At 53.9% G+C, this 24,421-nt stretch carries 20 protein-coding genes and 1 pseudogene; 8 read left to right on the top strand and 13 right to left on the bottom strand.

Annotated features, from left to right (window positions below; translation table 11 throughout):
- Positions 1-34: 34 nt before the first annotated feature.
- A complete protein-coding gene (pepT, locus tag KGP26_RS12255) occupies positions 35-1,267 on the bottom strand; it encodes a peptidase T (protein ID WP_223665522.1) in 1,233 nt (410 codons plus the stop codon).
- Positions 1,268-1,600: 333 nt separating this feature from the next.
- Between pepT and potA the strand changes: the two genes are divergently transcribed.
- The 4 genes from potA to potD all read left to right on the top strand — a co-directional run bounded on the left by potA (position 1,601) and on the right by potD (position 5,489).
- Positions 1,601-2,707, top strand: coding sequence for a spermidine/putrescine ABC transporter ATP-binding protein PotA (gene potA, locus KGP26_RS12250; protein ID WP_059200571.1), 1,107 nt, complete (start codon positions 1,601-1,603; stop codon positions 2,705-2,707).
- The gene (gene potB, locus KGP26_RS12245; protein ID WP_059200570.1) at positions 2,691-3,551 is read left to right on the top strand and encodes a spermidine/putrescine ABC transporter permease PotB; all 861 of its coding nucleotides are present in this window, start codon (positions 2,691-2,693) and stop codon (positions 3,549-3,551) included. The genes potA and potB overlap by 17 nt, the downstream gene beginning before the upstream one ends.
- Positions 3,548-4,324 (top strand): spermidine/putrescine ABC transporter permease PotC, encoded by a 777-nt coding sequence (gene potC / locus KGP26_RS12240; protein WP_021804693.1) that lies wholly within the window; start codon positions 3,548-3,550, stop codon positions 4,322-4,324. Before potB ends, potC begins: the two co-directional genes overlap by 4 nt.
- A gap of 118 nt (positions 4,325-4,442) precedes the next feature.
- Complete coding sequence (gene potD, locus KGP26_RS12235) at positions 4,443-5,489, top strand: spermidine/putrescine ABC transporter substrate-binding protein PotD (protein ID WP_115158379.1); 1,047 nt, start codon at positions 4,443-4,445, stop codon at positions 5,487-5,489.
- 60 nt (positions 5,490-5,549) lie between these two features.
- Here potD and cobB read toward each other — a convergent pair whose 3' ends face one another.
- Genes cobB through lolC form a run of 5 tightly spaced genes read right to left on the bottom strand, consistent with a single transcriptional unit; the run spans position 5,550 to position 10,515 of the window.
- Positions 5,550-6,389 carry a Sir2 family NAD+-dependent deacetylase gene (gene cobB / locus KGP26_RS12230; protein ID WP_021804695.1) on the bottom strand — a complete coding sequence of 280 codons (840 nt, stop codon included), beginning with the start codon at positions 6,387-6,389 and terminating at the stop codon, positions 5,550-5,552.
- A 9-nt stretch (positions 6,390-6,398) separates the two neighbouring features.
- The gene (gene nagK / locus KGP26_RS12225) at positions 6,399-7,316 is read right to left on the bottom strand and encodes an N-acetylglucosamine kinase (RefSeq protein ID WP_024531138.1); all 918 of its coding nucleotides are present in this window, start codon (positions 7,314-7,316) and stop codon (positions 6,399-6,401) included.
- A 52-nt stretch (positions 7,317-7,368) separates the two neighbouring features.
- Complete coding sequence (gene lolE, locus KGP26_RS12220; RefSeq protein WP_021804697.1) at positions 7,369-8,616, bottom strand: lipoprotein-releasing ABC transporter permease subunit LolE; 1,248 nt, start codon at positions 8,614-8,616, stop codon at positions 7,369-7,371.
- Complete coding sequence (gene lolD, locus KGP26_RS12215) at positions 8,616-9,320, bottom strand: lipoprotein-releasing ABC transporter ATP-binding protein LolD (RefSeq protein WP_021178283.1); 705 nt, start codon at positions 9,318-9,320, stop codon at positions 8,616-8,618. The genes lolE and lolD overlap by 1 nt, the downstream gene beginning before the upstream one ends.
- On the bottom strand, positions 9,313-10,515 hold the full coding sequence (gene lolC / locus KGP26_RS12210; RefSeq protein ID WP_094981845.1) for a lipoprotein-releasing ABC transporter permease subunit LolC: 1,203 nt from the start codon (positions 10,513-10,515) through the stop codon (positions 9,313-9,315). Before lolC ends, lolD begins: the two co-directional genes overlap by 8 nt.
- Positions 10,516-10,759: 244 nt before the next feature.
- On the opposite strand from lolC, the gene KGP26_RS12205 reads away from it, so the two are divergent.
- Both KGP26_RS12205 and mfd read left to right on the top strand, forming a co-directional pair.
- The gene (locus KGP26_RS12205; protein WP_223665521.1) at positions 10,760-11,740 is read left to right on the top strand and encodes a threo-3-hydroxy-L-aspartate ammonia-lyase; all 981 of its coding nucleotides are present in this window, start codon (positions 10,760-10,762) and stop codon (positions 11,738-11,740) included.
- A gap of 337 nt (positions 11,741-12,077) precedes the next feature.
- A complete protein-coding gene (gene mfd / locus KGP26_RS12200) occupies positions 12,078-15,554 on the top strand; it encodes a transcription-repair coupling factor (RefSeq protein WP_223665520.1) in 3,477 nt (1,158 codons plus the stop codon).
- 190 nt (positions 15,555-15,744) lie between these two features.
- On the opposite strand, the gene KGP26_RS12195 is transcribed toward mfd, so the two are convergent.
- Positions 15,745-16,275 carry a hypothetical protein gene (locus KGP26_RS12195; RefSeq protein ID WP_141234340.1) on the bottom strand — a complete coding sequence of 177 codons (531 nt, stop codon included), beginning with the start codon at positions 16,273-16,275 and terminating at the stop codon, positions 15,745-15,747.
- Positions 16,276-16,837: 562 nt separating this feature from the next.
- Here KGP26_RS12195 and KGP26_RS12190 point away from each other — a divergent pair.
- Positions 16,838-18,262 (top strand): MFS transporter, encoded by a 1,425-nt coding sequence (locus KGP26_RS12190; protein WP_094981848.1) that lies wholly within the window; start codon positions 16,838-16,840, stop codon positions 18,260-18,262.
- Between the two features lie 99 nt (positions 18,263-18,361).
- On the opposite strand, the gene KGP26_RS12185 is transcribed toward KGP26_RS12190, so the two are convergent.
- Positions 18,362-19,033: a metalloregulator ArsR/SmtB family transcription factor gene (locus KGP26_RS12185; RefSeq protein ID WP_223501332.1), complete on the bottom strand. Its 672-nt coding sequence runs from the start codon at positions 19,031-19,033 to the stop codon at positions 18,362-18,364.
- A gap of 159 nt (positions 19,034-19,192) precedes the next feature.
- Here KGP26_RS12185 and KGP26_RS12180 point away from each other — a divergent pair, with 159 nt between their 5' ends.
- Positions 19,193-19,687 carry a DUF2938 domain-containing protein gene (locus KGP26_RS12180; RefSeq protein WP_218519444.1) on the top strand — a complete coding sequence of 165 codons (495 nt, stop codon included), beginning with the start codon at positions 19,193-19,195 and terminating at the stop codon, positions 19,685-19,687.
- A gap of 34 nt (positions 19,688-19,721) precedes the next feature.
- Here the strand turns inward: KGP26_RS12180 and KGP26_RS12175 are convergent.
- The 5 genes and pseudogenes from KGP26_RS12175 to nagZ form a co-directional block, all read right to left on the bottom strand.
- Positions 19,722-19,958: pseudogene (locus KGP26_RS12175) on the bottom strand (IS1 family transposase); the annotation flags it as partial.
- A 350-nt stretch (positions 19,959-20,308) separates the two neighbouring features.
- The gene (locus tag KGP26_RS12170) at positions 20,309-20,845 is read right to left on the bottom strand and encodes a glycine zipper 2TM domain-containing protein (RefSeq protein WP_166734786.1); all 537 of its coding nucleotides are present in this window, start codon (positions 20,843-20,845) and stop codon (positions 20,309-20,311) included.
- A gap of 295 nt (positions 20,846-21,140) precedes the next feature.
- Positions 21,141-22,445 carry an NAD(P)/FAD-dependent oxidoreductase gene (locus KGP26_RS12165; RefSeq protein ID WP_037374843.1) on the bottom strand — a complete coding sequence of 435 codons (1,305 nt, stop codon included), beginning with the start codon at positions 22,443-22,445 and terminating at the stop codon, positions 21,141-21,143.
- Between the two features lie 332 nt (positions 22,446-22,777).
- Positions 22,778-23,320: an alpha/beta hydrolase YcfP gene (ycfP, locus tag KGP26_RS12160; protein WP_021804703.1), complete on the bottom strand. Its 543-nt coding sequence runs from the start codon at positions 23,318-23,320 to the stop codon at positions 22,778-22,780.
- A gap of 76 nt (positions 23,321-23,396) precedes the next feature.
- Complete coding sequence (gene nagZ / locus KGP26_RS12155; RefSeq protein WP_037374844.1) at positions 23,397-24,416, bottom strand: beta-N-acetylhexosaminidase; 1,020 nt, start codon at positions 24,414-24,416, stop codon at positions 23,397-23,399.
- Positions 24,417-24,421: the final 5 nt, after the last annotated feature.

Genomic DNA, 24,421 nt, shown 5'->3' with positions numbered 1-24,421 from the left:
ACTGGCCCCTCACTCAATCTATTAACGCAAAAAACTACCATTTAGCGCGCTCGGCACTCAGAGTGGCAATGCGCATGATCACCGCAACCGCCTGCTCCATCCCTTCCAGCGTAATAAACTCATGCTTGCCATGGAAGTTATAGCCACCGGTAAACAGGTTTGGACAAGGCAGCCCCTTGAAGGATAGCTGCGCACCATCGGTACCACCGCGGATCGGCTTCATCACCGGCTCAATATCGCAGTCCCGCATCGCCTGCTGTGCCAGCTCGATCACATGAGGATGCTCGGCCACCTGCTCACGCATGTTGTAGTAATTATCTTCGATCGCCACCTCAATGTAGCAATCCCGTGGTAACCCACGACCAACCTTTTGCGCGACTTCAATCATCTTGCGCTTGCGAGCCTCAAAGCCTTCACGCTCAAAATCCCGCAAGATGTAGTGCATCTCGGCACGTTCAACGTTCCCCTTGATGCTGTTGAGATGGTAAAAACCCTGATACCCCTCGGTATGCTCCGGTGTTTCCTCGGCCGGTAGCTCCTGTTGGAAACGGGTTGCCAGCGACAGCGCGTTCACCATCACCCCTTTGGCACTGCCTGGATGGACGTTATTGCCGACGATTTTGACCGTCACCGCTGCTGCATTGAAGTTTTCACACTCCAGTTCGCCCACCCCACCACCATCGACGGTGTAGGCCCACTCGGCATCGAACGCAGCAACATCAAAGAAATGCGCCCCTTTGCCCACCTCTTCATCCGGCGTGAACGCCACGCGGATATCGCCGTGAGGAATTTTTTGCTGCTTTAGCCGCACCATCGCGGTCAAGATCTCGGCAATCCCGGCTTTATCGTCGGCCCCCAACAGCGTTTTGCCGTCGGTGGTGATCAGCGTTTGCCCCAGCATCTGATGCAAGATCGGGAACATCACCGGCGATAACACTTCATCACCGATGCCCAAGGCAATGTCACCGCCGCGATAGTTTTCCACTATCTGCGGTGTCACATGCTTACCCGAAAAATCGGGTGAGGTATCAAGGTGAGAAATAAAGCCAATGGCCGGCACTGGCCAGCTCACATTGCCAGGCAGCGTGCCCATCACGCAGCCATGTTCGCTTAGCGATACCCGTTCAAACCCCAGCCCAATCATTTCCTGTTGCAACGCACGCGCCAGCTTCAGTTGCCCTTCGGTACTAGGCACATGTTTGACGTTCGCTTTAGCCTGTGTGTCAAATGAGACGTAGTTAAAAAAGCGATCTAGTAGTTTATCCATGGTTCCGCCCTCAGAATTTCGCGTTTCATTATGCGGAACCGATCCGGATCAAATATTGAGACAGGTCATTAATAATCAGATTTAACACAAATCATTAAAGCAAGTGATGGTTTAATAGGGTAACTACCGACGCAAAAATCGGCCAACGGGCATGACTTATAGGCGGTTTGGCTTTCAATTACCGGATTCAGCGTCTATCATGCGCCCTCTTAAATTTTTGATCGGCGCCGCTGGCTTTGAGCTTCAGTACCTGACGGGTCACTCCCGTAAGCTCGCGCAGTCTTTTCCAGCGGCGGTTCTATCTGCACCACCGTACGGGATAGAGACACTAAAATGACTGAACAATCCTCTTTGGTTACACTGAACGCCCTGAGTAAAAGCTTTGACGGCAAAGAGATCATCCGCGATCTCAACCTAAAGATTAACGATGGTGAATTCCTGACCCTGCTTGGCCCTTCCGGCTGCGGGAAAACTACCGTGCTGCGGTTGATTGCCGGGTTGGAAAATGCCGACCACGGGCAGATCGTGCTCGACGGGCAAGATATCACCGCTATTCCGGCCGAGCATCGGCACGTTAACACCGTGTTTCAAAGCTATGCCCTGTTCCCCCATATGACCGTGTTTGAAAATGTCGCCTTTGGCCTGCGCATGCAGAAAACCCCAGAGGCGGAGCTAACGCCGCGCGTGGAGGAAGCCCTGCGCATGGTGCAATTGGACGAGTTCGCTCAGCGCCGCCCGCATCAGCTTTCTGGTGGGCAACAGCAACGGGTCGCGATTGCCCGGGCCGTGGTGAATAAACCTAAACTGTTACTGCTCGACGAGTCGCTTTCGGCACTGGACTACAAGCTGCGCAAGCAGATGCAGAACGAGTTGAAGGCGCTACAGCGCCAATTGGGCATCACCTTTGTGTTCGTCACGCACGATCAGGAAGAGGCGCTGACCATGTCAGATCGGATTGTGGTGATGCGCGACGGGCGAATAGAACAGGACGGCACTCCACGGGAAATCTACGAGGAACCCAAGAACCTGTTTGTCGCCAGCTTTATCGGTGAGATCAATATCTTTGACGCGGTAGTGCTACATCGTATCGATCCGCAGCGGGTGCGCGCTCGTGTGGAAGGCCGCGAATGTGATATCTACGCCGATCTCCCGGTCGAGCCAGGGCAATCCCTGAAGGTTCTGCTGCGCCCGGAAGATCTGCGCGTCGAAGAGGTGAACGACAGCGAGCAGATAGATGGCCTGATCGGCTACGTGCGCGAACGCAACTATAAAGGCATGACGCTGGAATCGGTGGTTGAACTGGAAAACGGTAAGATGGTGATGGTCAGCGAGTTCTTCAATGAAGACGACCCTGACTTTGACCACTCGTTAAACCAGAAGATGGCGATAACCTGGGTTGCAAGCTGGGAGGTAGTGCTGGCCGATGAAGAAATCGCGTAATTTGCTGCAAAACCTGGTGATTATCGGCACCGTCGGCTGGCTGGTGCTGTTTGTTTTTCTACCGAACCTGATGATCATCGGTACCAGTTTCCTCACCCGTGACGATGCCAATCTGGTGCAGATGGTGTTCACTCTGGATAATTATACCCGGCTGTTTGATCCCCTGTACGGCCAGGTGATGCTGCACTCGCTGAACATGGCGGCGATCGCCACCTTGTGCTGCCTGCTGCTGGGTTATCCTTTTGCCTTTATTCTGGCTCGCCTGCCGCAAAGGGTGCGCCCGCTGCTGCTGTTCCTGCTGATTGTGCCCTTCTGGACCAACTCGCTGATCCGTATCTATGGCCTGAAGCTTTTTCTCAGCACCCGCGGCTATCTGAACGAGTTCCTGATGTGGGCCGGGATCATCGATACGCCGTTACGCATCATGTATACCTCTGGCGCCGTGGTGCTGGGGCTGGTCTACATCTTGCTGCCGTTTATGGTGATGCCGCTCTACTCCAGCCTGGAAAAGCTGGATAAATCCTGTCTGGAGGCAGCCCGCGATCTCGGTGCCAGCAAGCTGCAAACCTTTATCCGCATCATCATTCCGCTGACCATGCCAGGCATTATCGCCGGTTGCCTATTGGTGCTGCTGCCCGCCATGGGGCTGTTCTACGTGGCCGACCTGATGGGCGGAGCCAAAAACCTGCTGATCGGTAACGTCATCAAAAGCCAGTTCCTGAATATCCGTGACTGGCCGTTTGGGGCCGCCACCAGCATTTGCCTGACGCTGGTGATGGGGCTGATGCTGTGGATCTATTACCGGGCCGCCAAGCTGCTGAACAAAAAGGGGGAGCTGGAATGATCGGACGCCTGTTGCGCGGTGGCTTTATGAGCCTGATTTACGCCTATCTCTATATTCCCATCGTGATCCTGATCGTTAACTCGTTCAACACCTCGCGCTTTGGCATCAACTGGCGAGGTTTTACCACCCACTGGTACAGCATGTTGATGAACAACGACAGCCTGTTGCAGGCCGCTGGGCATTCACTGACCATGGCGGTGCTGTCCGCCAGCTTTGCTACCATGATCGGCTCTTTGGCGGCGGTGGCATTGTATCGCTATCGTTTTCGTGGGAAACCCTTCGTCGGTGGCATGCTGTTTGTGGTGATGATGTCGCCGGATATCGTCATGGCCATCTCGCTGCTGGTGCTGTTTATGCTGCTAGGCGTCTCGTTGGGCTTCTGGTCGCTGTTATTTTCGCATATCACCTTCTGCCTGCCCTTTGTAGTGGTCACCGTCTATGCGCGTCTGAAGGGCTTTGACGTCAAGATGCTGGAAGCCGCACGCGATCTGGGTGCCAGCGAAATGGTGATCCTGCGCAAAATCATCCTGCCGCTGGCGATGCCCGCTGTCGCCGCCAGTTGGTTGCTAAGCTTCACGCTGTCGATGGATGATGTCGTGGTCTCTTCGTTCGTGACCGGGCCGAGCTACGAGATTTTGCCCTTGAAGATCTATTCGATGGTCAAGGTCGGCGTATCTCCTGAAGTGAACGCCCTGGCGACCATTCTGCTGGTGTTATCGCTAGCGCTTGTGCTCACCAGCCAACTGCTGCTGCGCGATCGGCAAAAACACTGATTTGCCAATGGGATAAGCGTCTTTACCCCGTTGGGTACGCCACTTATAATGGCCGCTCTCTGGGGTATGGCGCATCACGCTATACTGTAAAAACATGCACTGCTAAAGGATCCGCACCATGAAAAAGTGGTCACATCTGCTCGCAGCCGGGATGATGGCACTGAGCCTTGGCTCAGCAAACGCCGCGGACGACGGCAAAACGCTCTATTTCTACAACTGGACCGAGTATGTCCCGCCGGGTCTGCTGGAACAGTTCACCAAAGAAACCGGTATCAAGGTGATTTACTCCACCTATGAATCCAACGAAAGCATGTATGCCAAGCTGAAAACCTACCAGGATGGCGCGTACGATCTGGTGGTACCCTCCACCTATTTCATCGCCAAGATGAGCAAGGAAGGGATGCTGCAAAAGATCGACAAAAGCAAACTCAGCCACTTTAACGATCTCGATCCCAACCTGTTGCACAAGCCGTTCGATCCCAACAACGATTACTCCATTCCCTATATCTGGGGCGCCACCGCCATTGGCGTCAATACGGATGCCATTGATGCCAACACCATAACCGCCTGGGCCGATCTGTGGAAACCGGAATACAAAGGCCGCGTGCTGCTCACCGATGATGCACGTGAAGTGTTCCAGGTCGCGCTACGCAAACTGGGATATTCAGGCAATACCACCGATCCCAAACAGATCGAGGCTGCCTATAACGAGCTCAAGAAACTGATGCCAAACGTGCTGGCGTTCAACTCCGATAATCCGGGTAATCCGTATATGGAAGGCGAAGTCGATCTGGGCATGGTATGGAACGGTTCGGCCTATGTCGCGCGCCAGGCCGGTACTCCATTGGAGATCGTCTGGCCGAAAGAAGGCGGCATTTTCTGGATGGATAGCCTGGCCATTCCGGCTAACGCCAAGAACGTCGAGGGTGCATTGAAGCTGATCGACTTCCTGCTGCGCCCAGAGATCGCGGTGCAGGTGGCGGAAACCATCGGTTACCCTACCCCCAATCTGGCCGCGAGAAAGCTGCTACCTAAAGAGATCGCCAACGACAAGTCGCTGTATCCGGATGATGCGGTGATTGAGAACGGTGAGTGGCAAAACGATGTGGGTGATACCAGTACGCTGTATGAGACCTACTTCCAGCAGCTAAAAGCTGGACGCTGACCTAGATTAAGGTGTGGAGAACATATTGAATTTCCCCACACCTTTTAACCCGACGCTCGATTAAGGCTTATCCGCCCGCTCGACCTTGCCCATCAGGAACTTGTGCACAAAGCGTGGCACCACCTCGCTGGCCGGGCCGTAATGCTTCTCTTCGAACTGGCTTTCCACCAGGCTCGGCTCCAGATTCAGCTCCATGGTATAAGCCCCGCCCAACCGTGCCTCGTGAACAAAGCCTGCCGCCGGGTAAACATTGCCAGAGGTGCCAATCGCGATAAAGAAATCGGCCTTGGCCAACGCGGCGTAAATCTCATCCATCCCCAACGGCATTTCACCAAACCACACCACGTGAGGCCGCAGAGGCGCAGGGAACTGGCAGCAGTGGCAGCGTTCATCCACGCTCAGGTCTCCCAACCACTCCACCACCTGCCCAGAACTGGTGCAGCGTACTTTCAGCAGCTCGCCATGCATATGCAGCACCTGCTTGCTACCGGCACGCTCGTGCAGGTTGTCGATATTCTGCGTAACCAGCAGGAAGTTCTCCTCCCCCAGCCACTCTTCCAAGTCGGCCAGCGCACGATGAGCCGCATTAGGGCCGATATCCGACTGCTGCAGCTGCCGGCGGCGCGCATTATAAAACTCCTGCACCAAGGCCGGATCGCGCTGATAACCGTCCAGGGTGGCGACATCTTCCACCTTGTGCTCTTCCCACAGCCCATCGGCAGCGCGGAAAGTACGGATGCCAGACTCGGCAGAGATCCCTGCTCCCGTCAGCACCACGACAAACGGCTTTTTCAGCTCTGCCGCCGCCATGGTATCGCGTTGGAATATCCGCGAGCGAAAACGCTGATGCCGCACATGCTTACTCTTGCGAAACTGACACAACCGATGGCGAGTGTGCATGAACTCTCCTTATTTATGACTTTCCACCAAATTGAGGAACGCTGCCCCACGAACACCGCCAGCATCGCCATAGCGAGCCTTCTCGATGCGTGGCAGTTTGGCTACCCGTAACAAATGGGCGGGCAAACGCTGGGGCAACGCCTGATAAATTGCGGCAAAATTCGATAAGCCGCCGCCAATCACCACCAGGTGGGGGTCGATGATGGTCAGCAGGTTGCCCAGGCAAATGGCCAGGACATCCAGAAATCGTTCTACGTGCGCCACGGCCTGTGGCTCACCGGCCTGATAATGCGCAATGATTTGCTGCGCTGGCAACCGTTGTTGATAAAAATGCGCATACATCCACTCAAATCCGCGGCCCGAGATGTAATTCTCGATGCAACCGTCATGGCCGCAGCCACAGGGAACGCGAGGAATATCACGCCCGAGCACCTCCAGCGCATCCACCGGCAAACGGAAGTGGCCAAACTCTCCAGTGATAAAGTTACGCCCAGAGACCACTTTACCATTAACGATCAAGCCACCGCCAACTCCGGTACCCAAGATGATGCCCAGCACCGTTGGGTAATGGCGAAACTCTTCGTCCCAAGCTTCCGAGAGCGTGAAGCAGTTGGCGTCGTTATCGACCTTGACCTCACGGCCAATCAACGCGCTCAGATCGCGCGGCAGCGGCTGCCCCATCGCGGCCGGGACGTTGGCGGTAAACAAGGTGCCATCTTCATTTGGCAGCCCAGGAATGCCTATGCCCACCAGCCCCTGCGTACCACAAACGGCATCGGCCTCATGGGTGAGATCGCGTAATACCGCCAGCAGTTGCCGGTAGTCGTCACGCGGCGTCGGCACCCGCTTTTGCCAGATACGCTGCAGGTTGGCGTCGAACACCCCAAGTTCAATCTTGGTGCCGCCCATGTCGAAACCGTAGTACATAACTCGCCCTCAGGGTAAAAAAATGGGGCCCGCTACCGGCCCCAGGTTTTTATTACTGCCCGCTCAATACGCGGGCCGGATCGATGCGGCTGGCACGTCTGGCCGGATACCAACTGGCCAGCAGGCTAAGCACGATTGCCGTACCCAGTACGATAGCGACATCCAGCCAGTGCAGCTCGGACGGCAGGAAATCGATAAAGTAGATGTCGCCAGACAGGAAAGAGTGGCCCATCAGCTTTTCGATGCCTTTCATGATATTGGTCAACTGTAGCGAGGCAATCACGCCAACCACTACCCCGCTAAGGCTACCTACCAGCCCGGCCAACAAGCCATACCAGACAAAGATGGCGCGGATAAAGCCGTCTTTAGCCCCGAGCGTACGCAGCACGGCAATGTCGCCACTCTTGTCCTTCACCGCCATCACCAGGGTGGAAACGATGTTGAAACAGGCCACGCCGATCACCAGCACCATCGCCAAATACATGATGGCGCGGATCATTTGAATATCGCGATACATAAATCCGTAGGTGCCAATCCAGCTCTTGATATAGACGGTGGCATCGGCGACTTCCCCGGCGTCACGCACCAGCTTGTTAGCGGCGAACACGTCGTTGACCTTGATGGCAATCCCGGTGACACTGTCACCCATATCCAGATAGTGCTGGGCATCCGCCAACGGCACCATGGCCAAGCTGTGATCGAGCTGACCGCTAAGTTGCAGAATACCGGTGACATGCAGGCGAATACGCTTCGGCTGCAACAGTTTCATCTCAGGATCGCTATTGGGGATCATCACCGTGACGTAAGAGCCCTGCTTCACGCCCAGAGCGTCGGCGACCCCTTTGCCCAGGATCACCTGCTGCTCACCGCTTTTGAAATTGGCCCAGGCATCGCCCTGCACATAACTTGGCAGCGCGCTAAGCTGTTTTTCCTGCGCAGGATCGACCCCTTTTACCTGCACGGCGCGTAGCTGAGCACCATTCTCCATCAGCCCGGTAAAGTTGATATAGGGTGCCGCAGCCAAAATGCCCGGTACCTTTTCGACCCGTTGCAGGATCTCCGGCCAGCCGGTGAACGGTTGCTTGACCGGTTCGATCTCTCCGTGCGGCACCACCGCCAGAATACGGTTCTGCAGTTCACGTTCGAAGCCGTTCATCGCGCTTAGCCCGACGATCAGCACCGCCACGCCCAGCGCGATGCCGATGGTGGAGATCACCGAGATCAACGAAACCATGCCGCCGCGCCGCCGGCCACGGCTGAAGCGCAGCGCCATCAGCAATGAAAGTGGCGAAGCGCTCATTACTCGGCCCCCATCAGGGTCAATTGTGCCTGTAGATGGCCATCTGCCATTTCCAACTGGCGGCTCAGGCGTTTAGCGAGTTGCAGATCGTGGGTGACCACCAAAAATGCGGTTCCCTGGCGTACGTTCAATTCGCCCAGTAAATCGAAGATGCTGTCTGCGGTGCGCTTATCCAGGTTGCCGGTCGGCTCATCTGCCAACACCAGTGAAGGATTATTCACCAACGCACGGGCAATCGCCACGCGCTGACGTTCACCGCCGGAAAGCTCGGACGGGCGGTGTTTGCTACGTTTTTCCAGGCCCACGGCCGCCAGCATCTCCAGCGCCTTTTCCTTCGCCAGCGCCGGTTTCGTGCCACCGATCAGCAGCGGCATCGCGGCGTTTTCCAGCGCGGTGAAATCTGGCAGCAGATGATGGAACTGATAGATAAAGCCGAGCTGGCGGTTGCGCAGTTCGGCTTTGGCAGTGGAAGAAAGCTTGTTCAACGACTGCCCTTTGTAAATCACCTCACCCGAAGTGGGCGAATCCAGCCCCCCCAGCAGATGCAGCAAAGTACTTTTACCGGAACCCGAGCTACCGACGATCGCCATCATCTCGCCCGGTTGCATGGCAAAACTGACATTGCGCAGCACGTCGGTATGCAGGTTGCCTTCCTGATAGGTTTTACACAGGCGCTCACACTGCAATAAAGGATGGTTACTCATAACGTAAAGCCTCAGCGGGTTGTACGGCGGCAGCGCGCCATGAAGGGTAAAGCGTGGATAACAGCGAGACCGCCATCGCCACTACGGCAATGATCGTCACCTGGAGAGGGTCAACCGCCACCGGCAGAGAAGCCCCGTCGATCAACGCGCCAAGGATTGGCATCAGGTTGTTCAGATTGGTGGCAAGCAGAACGCCTAAAAGCGTGCCCAGCAACGAACCGATAATCCCGGCGCTGGCCCCCTGCACCATAAAGACCGACATGATCTGCCGCCGCGTCAGGCCCAGGGTTTGCAGAATGGCCACTTCGCCCTGCTTCTCCATCACCAACAGGCCCAGCGAGGTAATGATATTGAATGCCGCCACCGCCACGATCAGGCTAAGCAGCAGCCCCATCATGTTTTTCTCCATGCGCACCGCCTGGAACAGCTCGCCCTTGCGTTCGCGCCAGTCTTTCCACTGGGTGCCTTCCGGCAGCGTTTGCTGGCTAAGGGTGTCCACCGTCAACGGCTGTTGCAGGAACAAACGCCAGCCGGTGATATTGCCCGCCGGGTAGCGCATCAGACGTGAAGCATCTTGCTGGTTCGCCAGCAGCTGATAGCCGTCCACTTCACTATTGGCATGGAAAGTGCCAATCACGGTGAACAGACGTTGGCTTGGGATGCGGCCCATCGGGGTAAACTGGCTCGCGCTCGGTACCATCAGACGCAGCTGATCGCCACGCTTGACGCCCAACTGCCCGGCAAGCTGTTCACCGATAATCAGGTTGTACTCGCCCGGTTGCAGCTGTTGCTGTTTAACGTTGACCAGATAAGGCGTCAGCGGATCGGGCTGCTGCGGGTCAACCCCCAACATGACGCCAACGGCCACGCTGCGAGCGCTTTGCAGCACCACATCGCCGGTAGTCAGCGGAGTGACTCGGGTGACACCATGCAGGTTTTGCACGGCAGAGGCTGGCAGCTGTTCAGGGTTGATTGAACCCTGCTTGCTGGTGATCAGCGCCTGCGGCATGAGCCCCAGGATGTTGTTTTCGAGATCTTTCTCGAAGCCATTCATCACTGAAAGCACCGTCACCAGCGCCATCACCCCCAGCGTAATGCCAATGGTGGATAGCCAGGAAACAAACCGCCCAAAGCGGTCTGAGGCTCGCCCACGCATATAACGCAGGCCAATAAATAACGCGACAGGTTGATACATGAAATCCGTTTTGTTGCCGTAGCTTAAGCAAAGTGATCAAGGATAATAAAGGCTCTACCGGGTTTATGGAACCACCCGGCCGGTTTTATTCATCATGTTTGCACGGGTTTACAGAAAATGCCGGATTTTGACCTTCCTGATGGCACGGTTGTTTCGACTGACAGCCGCTTAACCGTTTGACAATCCGTTTACAACGGGCAAATTAATAGACTGAACGAATCAATGCCAACCACATGAGGTAGTCATGACCGTTACGTCCCACTGCATCACCGCCGCCGATATTGCCAAAGCGGCCGAAATCCTGCAAAACCACGCGATCCGCACACCAGTAATGACTTCCCGCCAGGCGGATGAGATCGCCGGTGCCCAACTCTTTTTCAAATGCGAGAATTTCCAGCGCATTGGGGCCTTTAAATTCCGTGGTGCCTTTAACGCCATCAGCCAATTGACTCCGGCTCAGCGCCAGGCCGGAGTGATCGCCTTCTCATCCGGCAACCATGCGCAGGCCATGGCGTTGGCAGCCCGTGAGCTTGGAGTGAACGTCACTATCGTGATGCCGCATGACGCCCCCGCGGCCAAGCTGGCGGCAACACGCGGCTATGGAGCTAACGTGGTGATCTATCAGCGGCAAACCGAAGACCGGGAAGCCATCACCCAACGGTTAGCGGCGGAAAAGGGCTTAACGGTGATCCCACCTTACGATTATCCGCAGGTGATGGCAGGCCAAGGCACCGCAGCTAAGGAGTTGATCGAAGAAGTTGGCCCGCTGGATATTTTGCTGGTTTGTACCGGTGGCGGCGGGCTGCTCTCTGGATGCGCCATTGCGGCACATCACTGGTCGCCCGGCTGCCGGGTATTTGGCGTCGAACCCGAGGCGGGCAACGATGTGCAACAGGCATTCCGCAGTGGTGAAAAAGTGTGGATCCCGGTACCAAAAACCATTGCCGACGGCGCACAGACCCAGCAGGTAGGCAATCTCACCTTCCCGATCATTCAACACTATGTGGAAGATATTCTGACGGTGACCGACCAACAGCTGTGCCAGCAAATGCGTTTCTTTATGGAGCGGATGAAGATGGTGGTTGAACCGACCGGCTGCCTGGCTGCCGCTGCAGCGATGAATCACGTCATCGATTTGCGGGGCAAAAAAGTCGGGGTGATCGTCAGCGGTGGCAACGTGGACGTCGATAAAATCGGCCAGTACCTCGCCATGGCGCAGAATTGATTAAATTACCGCCAACAGGAAGCTTGCTCGCGCTTTTACCGGTGTCAGTTTATACGCCGCTGGGCTAGTATAACCAAGGTAAAAGGTGATGGGCTTGAACCACTTTATAGCCCCCTCTCCCAAAGGGAGAGGGAACCGAATGTGCCTTAGCCATACTCCGTTACCTAACCGCAACACCGTTCCAGCTCCCTCTCCTTGGGGAGAGGGTTGGGGTGAGGGAGAACGAGTCAGCTTTAGCCAAACGCCAGGTAAACAGGATTTTGTGGTATTCACGCGTCAAGTGCCACGGTGAACACCACAAAAACTGTTATTCAATTCATTGATTAAAGATAACTGAATGAGCATTTCTGATAAAAGCCGCAGCTCCGCATCCTCCTACCGTTACTCTCTTCCTGACCGCGCGGGCGATTTACGCCAGCTAGGGCAGCTCACCGGTTCTGCCTGTGCCGTTGAATGCGCCGAAATCGCCGAACGCCATCCCGGCCCGGTGATGCTCATCGCCCCGGATATGCAAAATGCGTTGCGGCTGCGTGACGAAATCCAGCAGTTTACCGACCAGATGGTGACTACCCTTTCGGACTGGGAAACGCTGCCATACGACAGCTTCTCGCCCCACCAGGAAATCATCTCGGCGCGGCTTTCCAGCCTGTATCATCTGCCGACCATGGCACGCGGCATCATCATTCTGCCGGTGAATACGCTGATGCAACGCGTCTGCCCGCATGAGTTCCTGCATGGTCATGCGTTGGTGATGAAAAAGGGCCAACGATTATCGCGGGATCTGCTGCGGGCACAGTTGGAACAGGCCGGTTATCGCAGCGTCGACCAAGTGATGGAACATGGCGAATTTGCTACGCGCGGAGCGCTGCTTGACCTGTATCCCATGGGTAGCGAAGAGCCTTATCGCATCGACTTTTTCGACGACGAGATCGACAGCCTGCGCACCTTTGATGTGGATAACCAACGCACGTTGAGCGAAGTGGACGCCATCAACCTGCTGCCAGCGCACGAGTTCCCGACCGATAAGGCCGCCATTGAGCTGTTCCGCAGCCAGTGGCGTGAACAGTTTGAAGTACGTCGCGACGCCGAACATATTTATCAGCAAGTAAGTAAAGGCACCTGGCCTGCCGGTATCGAATACTGGCAACCGCTGTTCTTCAGCCAGCCTCTGCCCTCGCTGTTCAGCTATCTGCCAGCCAATACGCTGCTCGTCAACACCGGCAACCTGGAGGGAGCAGCCGAGCGTTTCTGGCTCGATGTCAATCAACGCTATGAGAACCGGCGGATCGATCCGATGCGGCCGCTGCTGGCCCCGGATACCCTATGGCTGCGTGTCGATGCGCTATTTGCCGAGCTGAAAGCCTGGCCGCGAATGGCGTTGAAAACCGAGGAGCTGCCTGCCAAAGCCGGTTGCACCAACCTGGGCTATCAAACCCTGCCGGATCTCGCCGTCCAGGCCCAGCAGAAGGCCCCACTGGATAATCTGCGACGCTTTATTGAAAGCTTCACCGGTGGCGTGGTCTTCTCGGTAGAGAGTGAAGGCCGCCGCGAAACCCTGCAAGATCTGCTTGGTCGCATCAAGCTGAGTACCAGCCTGATCCATCATCTGGATGAGGTCGAAGCATCGGGCCGTTACATGATGGTCGGAGCCTCCGAGCGTGGCTTCCTGGATACGCTGCGTGACCGGGCGTTGATCTGTGAAAGCGATCTGCTCGGTGAACGCGTCAGCCGCCGTCGGCAGGATAATCGCCGCACCATCAATACCGATACCCTGATCCGCAACCTGGCAGAGCTGCACCCAGGGCAGCCAGTGGTGCATCTGGAACACGGCGTTGGCCGCTACGTTGGCCTGACCACGCTGGAAGCTGGAGGCATCAAAGCGGAATATCTGATCCTCTCCTACGCCGGTGAAGACAAGCTGTACGTGCCGGTCTCTTCCCTGCACCTGATCAGCCGCTATGCCGGAGGAGCCGACGAGAACGCCCCGCTGCACCGGCTTGGCGGGGATGTCTGGTCGCGAGCCAGGCAGAAAGCCGCCGAACGCGTGCGTGACGTGGCCGCCGAGCTGTTGGACATCTATGCCCAACGTGCCGCCAAGAGCGGTTTTGCGTTCAAACATAATCGTGAGCAGTATCAACTGTTCTGCCAGACCTTCCCGTTTGAGACCACGCCAGATCAGGAACAGGCCATCAACGCGGTGCTGAGCGATATGTGCCAGCCACTGGCGATGGATCGTCTGGTCTGCGGCGACGTTGGCTTTGGTAAAACCGAAGTCGCGATGCGTGCCGCCTTCCTGGCCGTCGAAAACGGTAAGCAGGTCGCGGTACTGGTGCCGACAACCCTGCTGGCGCAGCAGCACTTCGACAACTTCCGCGATCGCTTTGCCACCTGGCCCATCCGCATCGAAATGATGTCGCGTTTTCGCAGCGCCAAAGAGCAGCAGCAGATCCTGGAAGAGGCGGCCGAGGGCAAGGTCGATATCCTCATTGGCACCCATAAGCTGTTGCAGAGCGATCTGCGCTGGAAAGATCTGGGGCTGTTGGTAGTTGATGAAGAACACCGCTTTGGGGTACGTCACAAAGAGCGCATCAAGGCAATGCGTGCAGACGTAGATATTCTGACGTTAACCGCCACGCCAATCCCACGCACCCTGAATATGGCCATGAGCGGCATGCGCGATCTGTCGATCATTGCTACTCCACCGGCCCGCCGTCTGGCAGTGAAAACCTTTGTCCGCGAGTACGATAGCCTGGTGGTGCGCGAGGCCATCCTGCGTGAGGTACTGCGCGGCGGCCAGGTATATTACCTGTATAACGACGTCGAGAATATCGATAAGGCCGCCGAACGCCTGGCAGAACTGGTGCCGGAAGCACGGATTGCCATTGGCCACGGCCAGATGCGGGAACGCGATCTGGAACGGGTGATGAACGATTTCCACCACCAGCGCTTCAACGTGCTGGTCTGTACCACCATTATTGAAACCGGCATCGACATCCCCAGCGCCAATACCATCATTATCGAACGGGCAGACCGCTTTGGCCTGGCGCAGCTACATCAGCTGCGTGGCCGCGTCGGGCGTTCGCACCATCAGGCCTATGCTTATCTGTTAACGCCAAATCCGAAGGTCATGAGCACCGACGCGCACAAGCGGTTGGAAGCGATTGCCTCGCTGGAAGATTTGGGGGCCGGGTTCGCGCTCGCCACCCACGATTTGGAAATCCGTGGTGCTGGGGAACTGCTGGGGGAAGACCAAAGCGGCCAGATGACCACCGTGGGCTTCTCGCTGTATATGGAGCTGTTGGAAAGCGCCGTCGACGCCCTGAAGAACGGGCGTGAGCCTTCGCTGGAAGATCTCACCAGCAATCAGACGGAAGTGGAACTGCGCATGCCAGCGCTGCTGCCCGATGACTTTATCCCAGACGTGAATACCCGTTTGTCCTTCTATAAACGCATTGCCAGCGCTAAAAATGAGGGTGAACTGGAGGAACTGAAGGTTGAGCTGATCGATCGCTTTGGCCTGCTGCCGGATGCAGCGCGTAACCTGCTGCAAAGCGCGGCGATGCGTCAACAGGCGCAGATACTGGGGATCAAGCGTATCGAAGGCAACGAGCGCGGGGGCTTTATCGAGTTTGGCGAGAAGAACCGGGTCGATCCGGGTTATCTGATTGGCTTGCTGCAAAGCAAACCGCAGGTTTACCGCCTGGATGGGCCAACCAAGCTGAAGTTTATGCTGGATCTCACTGACCGGGCCGAACGACTGAAGTTTATCGGCGAGCTGCTGGCGGCGTTCAGAGAGCATACTTTGGCAGCTTGAGGCCAATGCCCCTAATCCTTAGATCATGTCTTCTCCGCCTTAGCGGATAAGACATGATCTAGCTCGTTCAACGTCCTTGATGGCATTGGCAATGCGTTTATTGATGCTCACCGCGCTTCGTTGCAGCGAGCTGCACCTGGGGGAGTGGCACGACAATACCACCGCTTATGGATTTCGACATTGTAGTGTTTTATATAAGCCGCGCAGTTAATAACTTCACCACCTCATCTACCGAGGGCAAAGATGGATGGCCCACCATGCGCTGTAACGCATTATCATATTTTTCATGCCAAACAGGTTGATCATAATGTTCAAGGACCGCAGAAATTCGTTGGCGGCCACTATCAATCAGTTCGGCGCGTAGCATGGCATGCAGGGAAAGCGTATGGTTCAAGGCTGCATTGAGCCGCTGAAGATCAGGGTTGAAAATTTCGACCTCAAAATAGTAATGCGTTGCAATACCACCCAGAGGTATACCTGCATTGCGACCAATCAAATAAGCGTATTGAATATCGGTTAGCGAAAATGACTCATCTTCTTTTCTTTCCACTGTTTTATCAAAGGTTGTTGAATCATCTACAGGTAGTTTACCATTGAGCAACTCATTTATTTTAATGACATTTTTTTCAACGGAATGCTCAACCTGATGGGTGATGAGGTCATTTTCTTTGCCTGAAAGTTTTAAGCCAATTCTCTTGGCCGATTCCTGCATGACTCGCATATAAAAACCCTCTGAAATTATTCAATAAAAATAGCATGAGAGCGTTACGCATCCATCAAAATATTCAATAATACCAATCACTTAAAGTTAGGAATAAAATCTCCCCCAAAAATACCGTTGTAACAGCAAACATCGGATAGATGAGATCCCCAAGCCAATAACATAAATAGCGTGAATGCTTTCATTGCGCCAATCAATCAAGCCATCAATTGATTGATAAAATACTACATTACTATGTTTTATGACGTCAAGCATAACCATCATAATAAGTAACAATTCTATATCATAATAAACACAACCAACAACCAATAACATACTGATTTTATATAAATTAAATTAAATGTAGCTAAATACTCATGATGGGCAACCAGTAATGGCCATCAATAAAGTAATGAAAAATTAATATAAATTTAGGCTGTTTTTTGTTTTTATCTTGACAACATCAGTTAAATTCACACATCATTCAATTAATCAATTGAATGATGTGTTTAATGCATTAGAATTTCTAATTGATTATCAGAGAAAGCAAACTTAACTAACAGATGACAAGTAGGGTGGTGAAATGAGTAATGATTTTGTGACCGACAAACGCGATTCGGCCCTTCCTGAAGATGTGGCTCCACTATTAGCCGTAGAGGAAAATAACGCTTTAGTGTTTGCTATTCTCGCCACCATTCAGGCAACGTTAATTTTTACAATTGTCATGATTGGAGTCCCATTGCCTGCGATTGGCGCTGAATTCCAGTTGGTTCAAGCAGAACTGGTGCTGGTGAGTGCTGCCTATGGGTTGCCCTTTAGCGGCCTGTTGTTGTTTGGCGGGCGACTAACTGATCGTTACAGTGGAAGAAAAATGTTTACTTTGGGGGTGCTTATCTTCGGCCTTGCATCACTGAGCGGCATGTTGGCCTTCTCCTATTGGATTCTAGTAGCAATTCGCTTTTTGCAAGGGATCGGTGCCGCGCTTACGGCACCAGCCCTGATGGCCTTATTGCGCCAACTCTACCGCGAGGCTGCTCAGTTCAACCATGCAATGGCAACTTGGGGCGGAGTATCGGTTCTGGGAGGAGCCGTTGGTTTTCTTTCATCAGGCATCGTCACCACTTGGCTATCTTGGCGGTGGATGTTTATTGTTCCGGTTGTTGTTAGCTTGTCTGGTCTACTTTTGGTACGCAGAATGATGAAGCCGCTACCCCTACGTGATAACGACACTCCTGGTCTAGATTTGAGCGGTGCTCTATTGGCGACTAGTGGCATTTCGCTGTTTAGCTTTGGCCTGATCATGAGTGGCGAATATTCTTGGCTGACAGCGCCAGTCTATCTGCCTGTTGCCGCTGGCCTGCTGCTCATTTTCACATTCTTGCTCGTCGAGCGACATGTTAGCTGTCCTCTGCTACCCCCTGGTTTTATCCTCACCCCAATGCGCACGACTGGCCTGATTGGTATTCTACTGGCCGCTGCGGGTATGGGCTTGATTACCTTTCTACTTTCCCTGTATCTGCAGCAATTTCGCGGTTGGTCATCTTTTGCAACCTCTATGGCGTTTATACCTTATACCGTTGGACTCCTAATTATGAATCGTGCCTCCGGGGCGCTCATTATGCGCTTCGGCGCCTTGCAAATCACAATTGTCGGGCTACTGCTCGGTGCTGCGGGGCTGTTTTTATTGGCTCAGCTCAATGAGCAAACCCACTATGTGCTTGGCCTGCTTCCTGGCTTATTTATCCTCCCCGCCGGAGCTTCTTTGACCTTTTCCGGCAGTGCGGTACTTTCAACGGCAAATGTATCCCTACACGAAGCGGGCCTTGCGGGCGGCGTAATGAACACATCGATGGAGTTAGGTCCAACTATGGGGCTGGCTGCGTTAATGGCGGTAGCAGCAACCCAGGCAAACGCAGTTAATGGCTATGCATGGGCCTTTGGCACTGCAGGAGGCGTCTATTTACTCGCAGCGATAGGCGCACTAATTTTAATGAAAAATATCAATTAGCCGTAATAATCGAAATACCACTGGAACCATAATGTTGAGTATCAGGATCCAGTGGTGTTTCCGTGATAGGTTATACCAGTAAACCGTGAAGACGAGGGCTTACCGGTTAATTTGCACTTCCAGTCCGGCGGCCTTCCACTCCGGAAACCCATCCTCTAGACAACGAGCAAGAAACCCATTAGTTTGCAGGATTTTCATAGCGTTGAGAGAGAGGACGCAGTAAGGCCCGCGGCAATACGCCACCACCTCCTGTCCTTTTAGCAGTTCAGATAGGCGCCCCTCTAGTTCTTCGGCCGGAATATTGACCGCTCCTGGCAGATGGCCAGAGGCAAACTCTTCGGGGGGACGCACATCCAGCAGAGTAATATCCCCCTCATTCAAGCGATGCAGAAGCTCTTCGCGAGAAATCGATTCCAGCCGTTCACGCTGGCTGAAAATATCAGACACGAATGACCTGATCTCGCTATGTCGGTATTCCACATATTGCCGAATCGCCGTCAAGATATTCTGGACTGGCCCATTACCCAAACGGTAGTAGACGTTTTTCCCTTCCCGGCGTGATTGCACAAACCCCGCGCGTTTGAGATGTTGAAGATGCTGAGAAGCATTGGCTATCGTAAGACCAGCCAGTTCTGCTAGCCTTTCAACCGATCTTTCTCCCTGTGCGATATGCTCAAGCAGTAGCAGACGATGTGAGCTCCCCAAGGAACGTGTCACCTCTGCAAATTCGTTAAAAACTTGACGTTGACTCTCGCCATTGAGTGTTGACATATTGTTTTTGCTACCTCATCATTCAATATAATAATTGAAAGACAGTATATCAAAGGTTGCAGGAGCCCACCAGTTTACTGCTGCTACCTTTCGATCGAGGTTGTGTTACAGAACATGTTAGGCTTTTCACTCCCGAGGAGTATAAAAAAGGACCATTAAATGGATATATTATTACGTGCAGTACTGATTGGTATCGGGGCAACCTTGGTAATGGACCTCTGGGCATTACTGCAAAGACGCTTTTTTAATATCCCTTCGCTCAACTATCAGTTTGTCGGGCGCTGGTTAGGACACATGCCAAATGGCAAGTTTTTTCACCATACCATCATGCAGACAACACCAGTAAGCGGAGAAAAGGCTCTGGGGTGGACGGCACACTACGCAATTGGCGTCGTCTTTTCCTTGATATTTATTTGTATTATGGGACATGACTGGCTTGAGAACCCCACCTTTTTGACAGCACTCATTATGGGCATTATCAGCGTCATAGCCCCTTTCTTTATTATGCAACCTGGATTTGGTTTTGGCTTGGCAGCATCCAGGACACCGCAACCTAATATAGCGCGCCAGCGTAGTCTGATAGCACACGGTTCGTATGGTATTGGGATATATCTGAGTGCCGTTTTGCTACAGTACTACTGGCCGATAAGCTGAGAAAAGTCACTAACGCGGGTAATGACTCCAATAAGTAGAACATGTACTTTTCGATAAAGGCCCCGATGACCTTTTCATGCAACTCAATCGACCATGAGAAGCAGATTGTTTTATGATCCATGCACTTTATATGGTTTCGCAACGTTAGGTTATTACGTTCAATACGTTTAGTAAATATTCTGCTCGTCAGATACTTATCCTTCAGTACTTTCCGGCTATAACTCCCGCATTCATCACTGACTATCATGCCGACCTTGAACGGGATTAGTAATTGTTGATACCGACTTTTAGCGTTCTGACCGTATCCGGACACCTGCACCGTTGAAGGCTTAATCAACGATTAACGACGGCAGAACGGCTCCCTCTCCCTATAGGTTGAGGGAGCCCCAAAAAAATTGAGACGAGAAACAGGCTGTTTTTTCACCCAAGAACGGGGTAAAAAACAGCCTTATGCAGACGAGAAGAGATTATTCGTAATTATCTCACTGCTAATTTGCGAAAAAATGGAACAAATTGCTCGTAAAACACTCGTTCTAATTCTCTACAGCCACTAACAAAAAATTAGTGGGGATTACTCCTCAGCCCTGTGGAGAGGGTTGGGCCGAGGGTAAACTCCGAAGATCAGACCTTGGTCAGCACCAACTGGCCACTTCTATCCAGCGGGATCTGGGTGCCTGGATCGTGATCCATGCGGATTTTGCCCTGCTGGTCGCCAATCTTGTAAGTCACGTCATAGCCCAGCGTTTTCTGCGATTTGTCATACACCGTTTTGCAGCGCTGCTGCGTGCTGGTGGTAGTGTCGTTGTCTTGCAAGGCCCCCTGCACCTGGTGACCGGCATAGCCCCCCCCCAACGCACCTACTACGGTCGCAACATCACGGCCACGGCCACCGCCAAACTGGTGACCAATCACCCCCCCAGCAACCGCGCCCAGCACGGAGCCAGCGATGCGGTTTTCATCCTGGACCGGCGCACGATGGGTCACCGTGACGTTCCGGCACTCCTGCCGAGGGGTTTTGATGGTTTCTTTGATCGGTGTTGCGGCGAGAACCTGCGCATATTGTGGGCCGGGAGTGAATACGTCCAGACCAGCTACGGCAGCAATTCCCAGAGCGGCTGCAATACCAATCCCAACACCGGCTAACATTGATTTGTTCACAGGAAATCCTCCTGAATGTGTTACCACGCATTATGCACCGGGCGAGCTCGCAGCGATCACAGGCGATTCCCCCGGTTTACGGCGTGCGTGACGCGCCGTCTGTAAACTCCCTAAAGTCTGCACAAGGAAGTTCACCCTCGCAATAAGACTCAATGAGCAAAACACCCTGAAAACGGGCCAAAACCAATGAATTGAGAAGAATCCTATCCCTGCCTGTCCCCTTTCTCATTGCATTAAAAAACCCACGCGGCAAGCCTACGTGGGTTTTCATCAACCGAACTAGCGGATTAAAACATCAGTGCATCTTCAAGCGCGGACGGATCACGCGGTTGATACCACCCACCAGCATCATCAGGCCGGTTTTGGTATAGCCGTGCAGCGCTACCTGGTGCATACGGTACAGCGAAATATACACCACGCGGGCGATACGTCCTTCGACCATCATCGAACCACGCATCAGGTTGCCCATCAGGCTACCTACGGTGCTGAAGCGGGAAAGCGAGACCAGTGAACCGTGATCCTTATAAACGTAAGGCTTCATCGGCTGATCGTGCATCATCGCCAGGATATTGCTATAGCAACGTGATGCCATCTGGTGGGCAGACTGTGCCCGTGGTGGCACAAAACCGCCGCCTTCACGTGGGCAGGACGCGCAGTCACCAATAGCAAAGATGTTGGCATCGCGGGTAGTTTGCAGCGTTGGCTCAACCACCAGTTGATTGATGCGGTTGGTTTCCAGCCCGGCAATCTCTTTCATAAAGTCCGGTGCCTTGATGCCCGCTGCCCACACCATCAGATCGGCATTGATAAATTCGCCGCCTTTGGTGTTCAAGCCATGCTCATCGGCGCTGGTCACCATAGTATTGGTTAATACCCGTACGCCAAGCTTGTTCAGTTCCTGGTGCGCCGCTGCGGAAATACGCGGCGGCAGCGCTGGCAGAATACGCTCACCGGCTTCAACCAGGGTAACCTTCAAGGCGCTGTTATCCAGCCCTTCAAAGCCGTAGCTGTGCAGCTGTTTGACCGCGTTATGCAGTTCTGCAGACAGCTCAACGCCGGTAGCCCCACCGCCCACGATGGCGATATTCACGCTCTCCTTCTCTTCTGGATTGGCAGAGAACTTGAGGAACAGGTTCAACATCTCGTTATGGAAACGGTGCGCCTGATTCGGGTTATCCAGGAAGATGCAGTTATCTCTTACTCCTGGGGTGCCAAAGTCGTTCGAGGTGCTGCCGAGCGCCATCACCAGGATGTCGTAGCTCAACTCGCGGGCGGGAACCAGCTGGCAGCCCTGCTCATCGCAGATCTGCGTCAACTGCAACGTTTTATTTTCACGGTCAATGTTGACCAGTGAACCCAGTTGGAAGTTGAAGAAGTGGTTACGCGCATGCGCCAGGTAGTTCAACGCATCCACACCGTCATCCAGAGAGCCGGTAGCCACTTCATGCAGCAACGGCTTCCACAGATGGCTGTGGTTGCGATCCACTAGCGTGATCTCCGCTTTATGCTTACGACCCAGTTTATGGCCCAGGCTGGTTGCCAGCTCCAGACCACCGGCACCACCGCCGACAATAACGATTTTCTTCTTTGGCGTTGTCAAAATGACCCCCTGAATGTGAACCAATTGTTGCCTAAGGGTAAATAAATAATATCCTTAGAATACATAGGGTTCGCTTAAGTTAAACCTGCAATCTGGGGCCAGAATAACACGAGAGGTTATTTGGTCATACCAAAATTGATGTACGTCAAAGTTTTTTGGTTAAAGGCTGGACGAAGGGCTTTTTTGAGGATTGTGATTCAAATAGTTAGGGTGAGATCACAGTTTTGCACTTTGCTACCCACCGGCGAAAACGGGCTCGATAAAAACAAAAAAGCCGCAATTGCCGCCCTTAGGGAGCAGCAGCTACGGCTTGGTCATGCGTTATAAAACTGTTACGCCAGCGTCTTGAATGCCTTGATGCGCTGAAGGTGTGGCGAGATGTTTTTAAACTTGTGACTCTGCTGTTCATCCCAGACGATTTCATAATACTTGTGCAGCAACTCGGCACTACGCTGGCTGTCCAACACTTCGTCCTGACGAGAAAGCACCACCAGGCAGCGATCGCGGTTCTTCTCACGGAAATCATCCACGCATTTGGTGGCGATATCGCGATACTCTTCCGGCCGGTCGATCTTGCCGTGCATATGTTCTTCCGGATACAGGTTCGGGTTGAAGATCACCTGACGGATACCGCACAAGAAACCGATACGTTCGGCCCAAAAGCCCCCAAGACCCACGCCGCAGATCAGAGGATGGACATCCCCTTCCTGCTGAACCGCCTTGTCCACCTCTTTCAATAAATGCTGCATATCATGGCGCGGATGCAAAGTGCTGTAGCTGATAAAGCGCACGTCCGGATCGATGAACTGTAACTGCATAATCTTTTCATGATTGCCGGGACTGGTGGAATCGAAGCCATGCAAATAGATAATCATGTGGTTCCTCGCAACAAGCTGGGGGCCGCTGGCAGCCCCCATTATTAACGCCGCCTTCATGCGGCGCCCTGGCCGTTCACCCCGCTGAGCGTTGCTTATGCTCTTCCCAGCGTTCATGCAATTGACTCAGCGCATGATGCGCTTTTTGCCAACGGTCGGAATCGCGCAGTTCCTGACGGGTGAACTGACCGCGATGATATAACCGCTGCAATTTCTCTACTTTGACCGGGGACAGGTTATCTAACACGCTGACCGCCCCTGCCCGATTATTACAAACCAGGATCATATCGCAACCGGCATCCAGCGCCGCCTGGCCACGCTCGGCATAGCTGCCCATGATCGCCGCCCCTTCCATCGACAGATCGTCAGAGAAGATCACGCCCTCAAAGCCTAGCTCCTGACGCAAGATTTGCTGCAGCCAGTAAGGCGAGCCGCTGGCCGGGCGCGGGTCTGCTTCAGTATAGATAACATGGGCTGGCATGATGGCATCCAGCAATCCGCGTTGGATCAGATCGCGGAAAATAGTCATATCATGTTCGCGGATTTGGGCTAATGGCCGCGGATCGCGCGGAGTTTCTTTATGCGAGTCCGCCGTGACTGCGCCATGCCCTGGGAAATGCTTGCCGGTGGTTTTCATCCCGGCGCTGTGCATCCCCTGGATAAAGCGTTCGGCCATCACTAACGCCTGCTGCGGATCGCTATGGAAAGAACGTTCGCCAATTGCCGCACTGGCGTGGCCGATGTCCAATACCGGGGCAAAGCTGATATCGATATCCTGGGCAATCATTTCCGAGGCCATCAGCCAGCCAGCTTCCTGAGCCAGACGCCCGCCTTCCTGAGCATCGTTGAGCGCCGCAAAGGACTGCGCCGCCGGTAAGCGGGTAAAACCTTCGCGAAAGCGCTGCACACGCCCGCCTTCCTGATCAACCGCCACCACCAGTCGCGAATGCGAGGCCGCGCGGATCTGGCGAACCAGCTCACGCAACTGCTGCGGATCGGCAAAGTTGCGGGTAAACAGGATCAGGCCCCCTACCAGCGGGTGTTTTAAAATCTCGCGTTCTTCTGCGTCCAGCTCATAGCCGACGACATCTAGCATTACTG

Origin of the sequence: Serratia sp. JSRIV002 (genome assembly GCF_019968725.1) — a bacterium.
Taxonomy (GTDB): domain Bacteria; phylum Pseudomonadota; class Gammaproteobacteria; order Enterobacterales; family Enterobacteriaceae; genus Chania; species Chania fonticola_B.
This window is presented reverse-complemented; position numbering and strand designations above follow the sequence as displayed.

Excerpts from the sequence above, each read along its gene's own strand:
- cobB (WP_021804695.1), bottom strand. The coding sequence starts at position 6,389 with ATGCACACTCGCCATCGGTTGTGTCAGTTTCGCAAGAGTAAGCATGTG.
- lolD (WP_021178283.1), bottom strand. The coding sequence starts at position 9,320 with ATGAGTAACCATCCTTTATTGCAGTGTGAGCGCCTGTGTAAAACCTAT.
- pepT (WP_223665522.1), bottom strand. The coding sequence starts at position 1,267 with ATGGATAAACTACTAGATCGCTTTTTTAACTACGTCTCATTTGACACA.
- KGP26_RS12185 (WP_223501332.1), bottom strand. The coding sequence starts at position 19,033 with ATGTCAACACTCAATGGCGAGAGTCAACGTCAAGTTTTTAACGAATTT.
- KGP26_RS12195 (WP_141234340.1), bottom strand. The coding sequence starts at position 16,275 with ATGCGAGTCATGCAGGAATCGGCCAAGAGAATTGGCTTAAAACTTTCA.
- potB (WP_059200570.1), top strand. The coding sequence starts at position 2,691 with ATGAAGAAATCGCGTAATTTGCTGCAAAACCTGGTGATTATCGGCACC.
- potA (WP_059200571.1), top strand. The coding sequence starts at position 1,601 with ATGACTGAACAATCCTCTTTGGTTACACTGAACGCCCTGAGTAAAAGC.
- lolE (WP_021804697.1), bottom strand. The coding sequence starts at position 8,616 with ATGAGCGCTTCGCCACTTTCATTGCTGATGGCGCTGCGCTTCAGCCGT.
- nagK (WP_024531138.1), bottom strand. The coding sequence starts at position 7,316 with ATGTACTACGGTTTCGACATGGGCGGCACCAAGATTGAACTTGGGGTG.
- lolC (WP_094981845.1), bottom strand. The coding sequence starts at position 10,515 with ATGTATCAACCTGTCGCGTTATTTATTGGCCTGCGTTATATGCGTGGG.
- nagZ (WP_037374844.1), bottom strand. The coding sequence starts at position 24,416 with ATGCTAGATGTCGTCGGCTATGAGCTGGACGCAGAAGAACGCGAGATT.
- KGP26_RS12190 (WP_094981848.1), top strand. The coding sequence starts at position 16,838 with ATGAGTAATGATTTTGTGACCGACAAACGCGATTCGGCCCTTCCTGAA.
- potD (WP_115158379.1), top strand. The coding sequence starts at position 4,443 with ATGAAAAAGTGGTCACATCTGCTCGCAGCCGGGATGATGGCACTGAGC.
- mfd (WP_223665520.1), top strand. The coding sequence starts at position 12,078 with ATGAGCATTTCTGATAAAAGCCGCAGCTCCGCATCCTCCTACCGTTAC.
- potC (WP_021804693.1), top strand. The coding sequence starts at position 3,548 with ATGATCGGACGCCTGTTGCGCGGTGGCTTTATGAGCCTGATTTACGCC.
- KGP26_RS12180 (WP_218519444.1), top strand. The coding sequence starts at position 19,193 with ATGGATATATTATTACGTGCAGTACTGATTGGTATCGGGGCAACCTTG.
- ycfP (WP_021804703.1), bottom strand. The coding sequence starts at position 23,320 with ATGATTATCTATTTGCATGGCTTCGATTCCACCAGTCCCGGCAATCAT.
- KGP26_RS12205 (WP_223665521.1), top strand. The coding sequence starts at position 10,760 with ATGACCGTTACGTCCCACTGCATCACCGCCGCCGATATTGCCAAAGCG.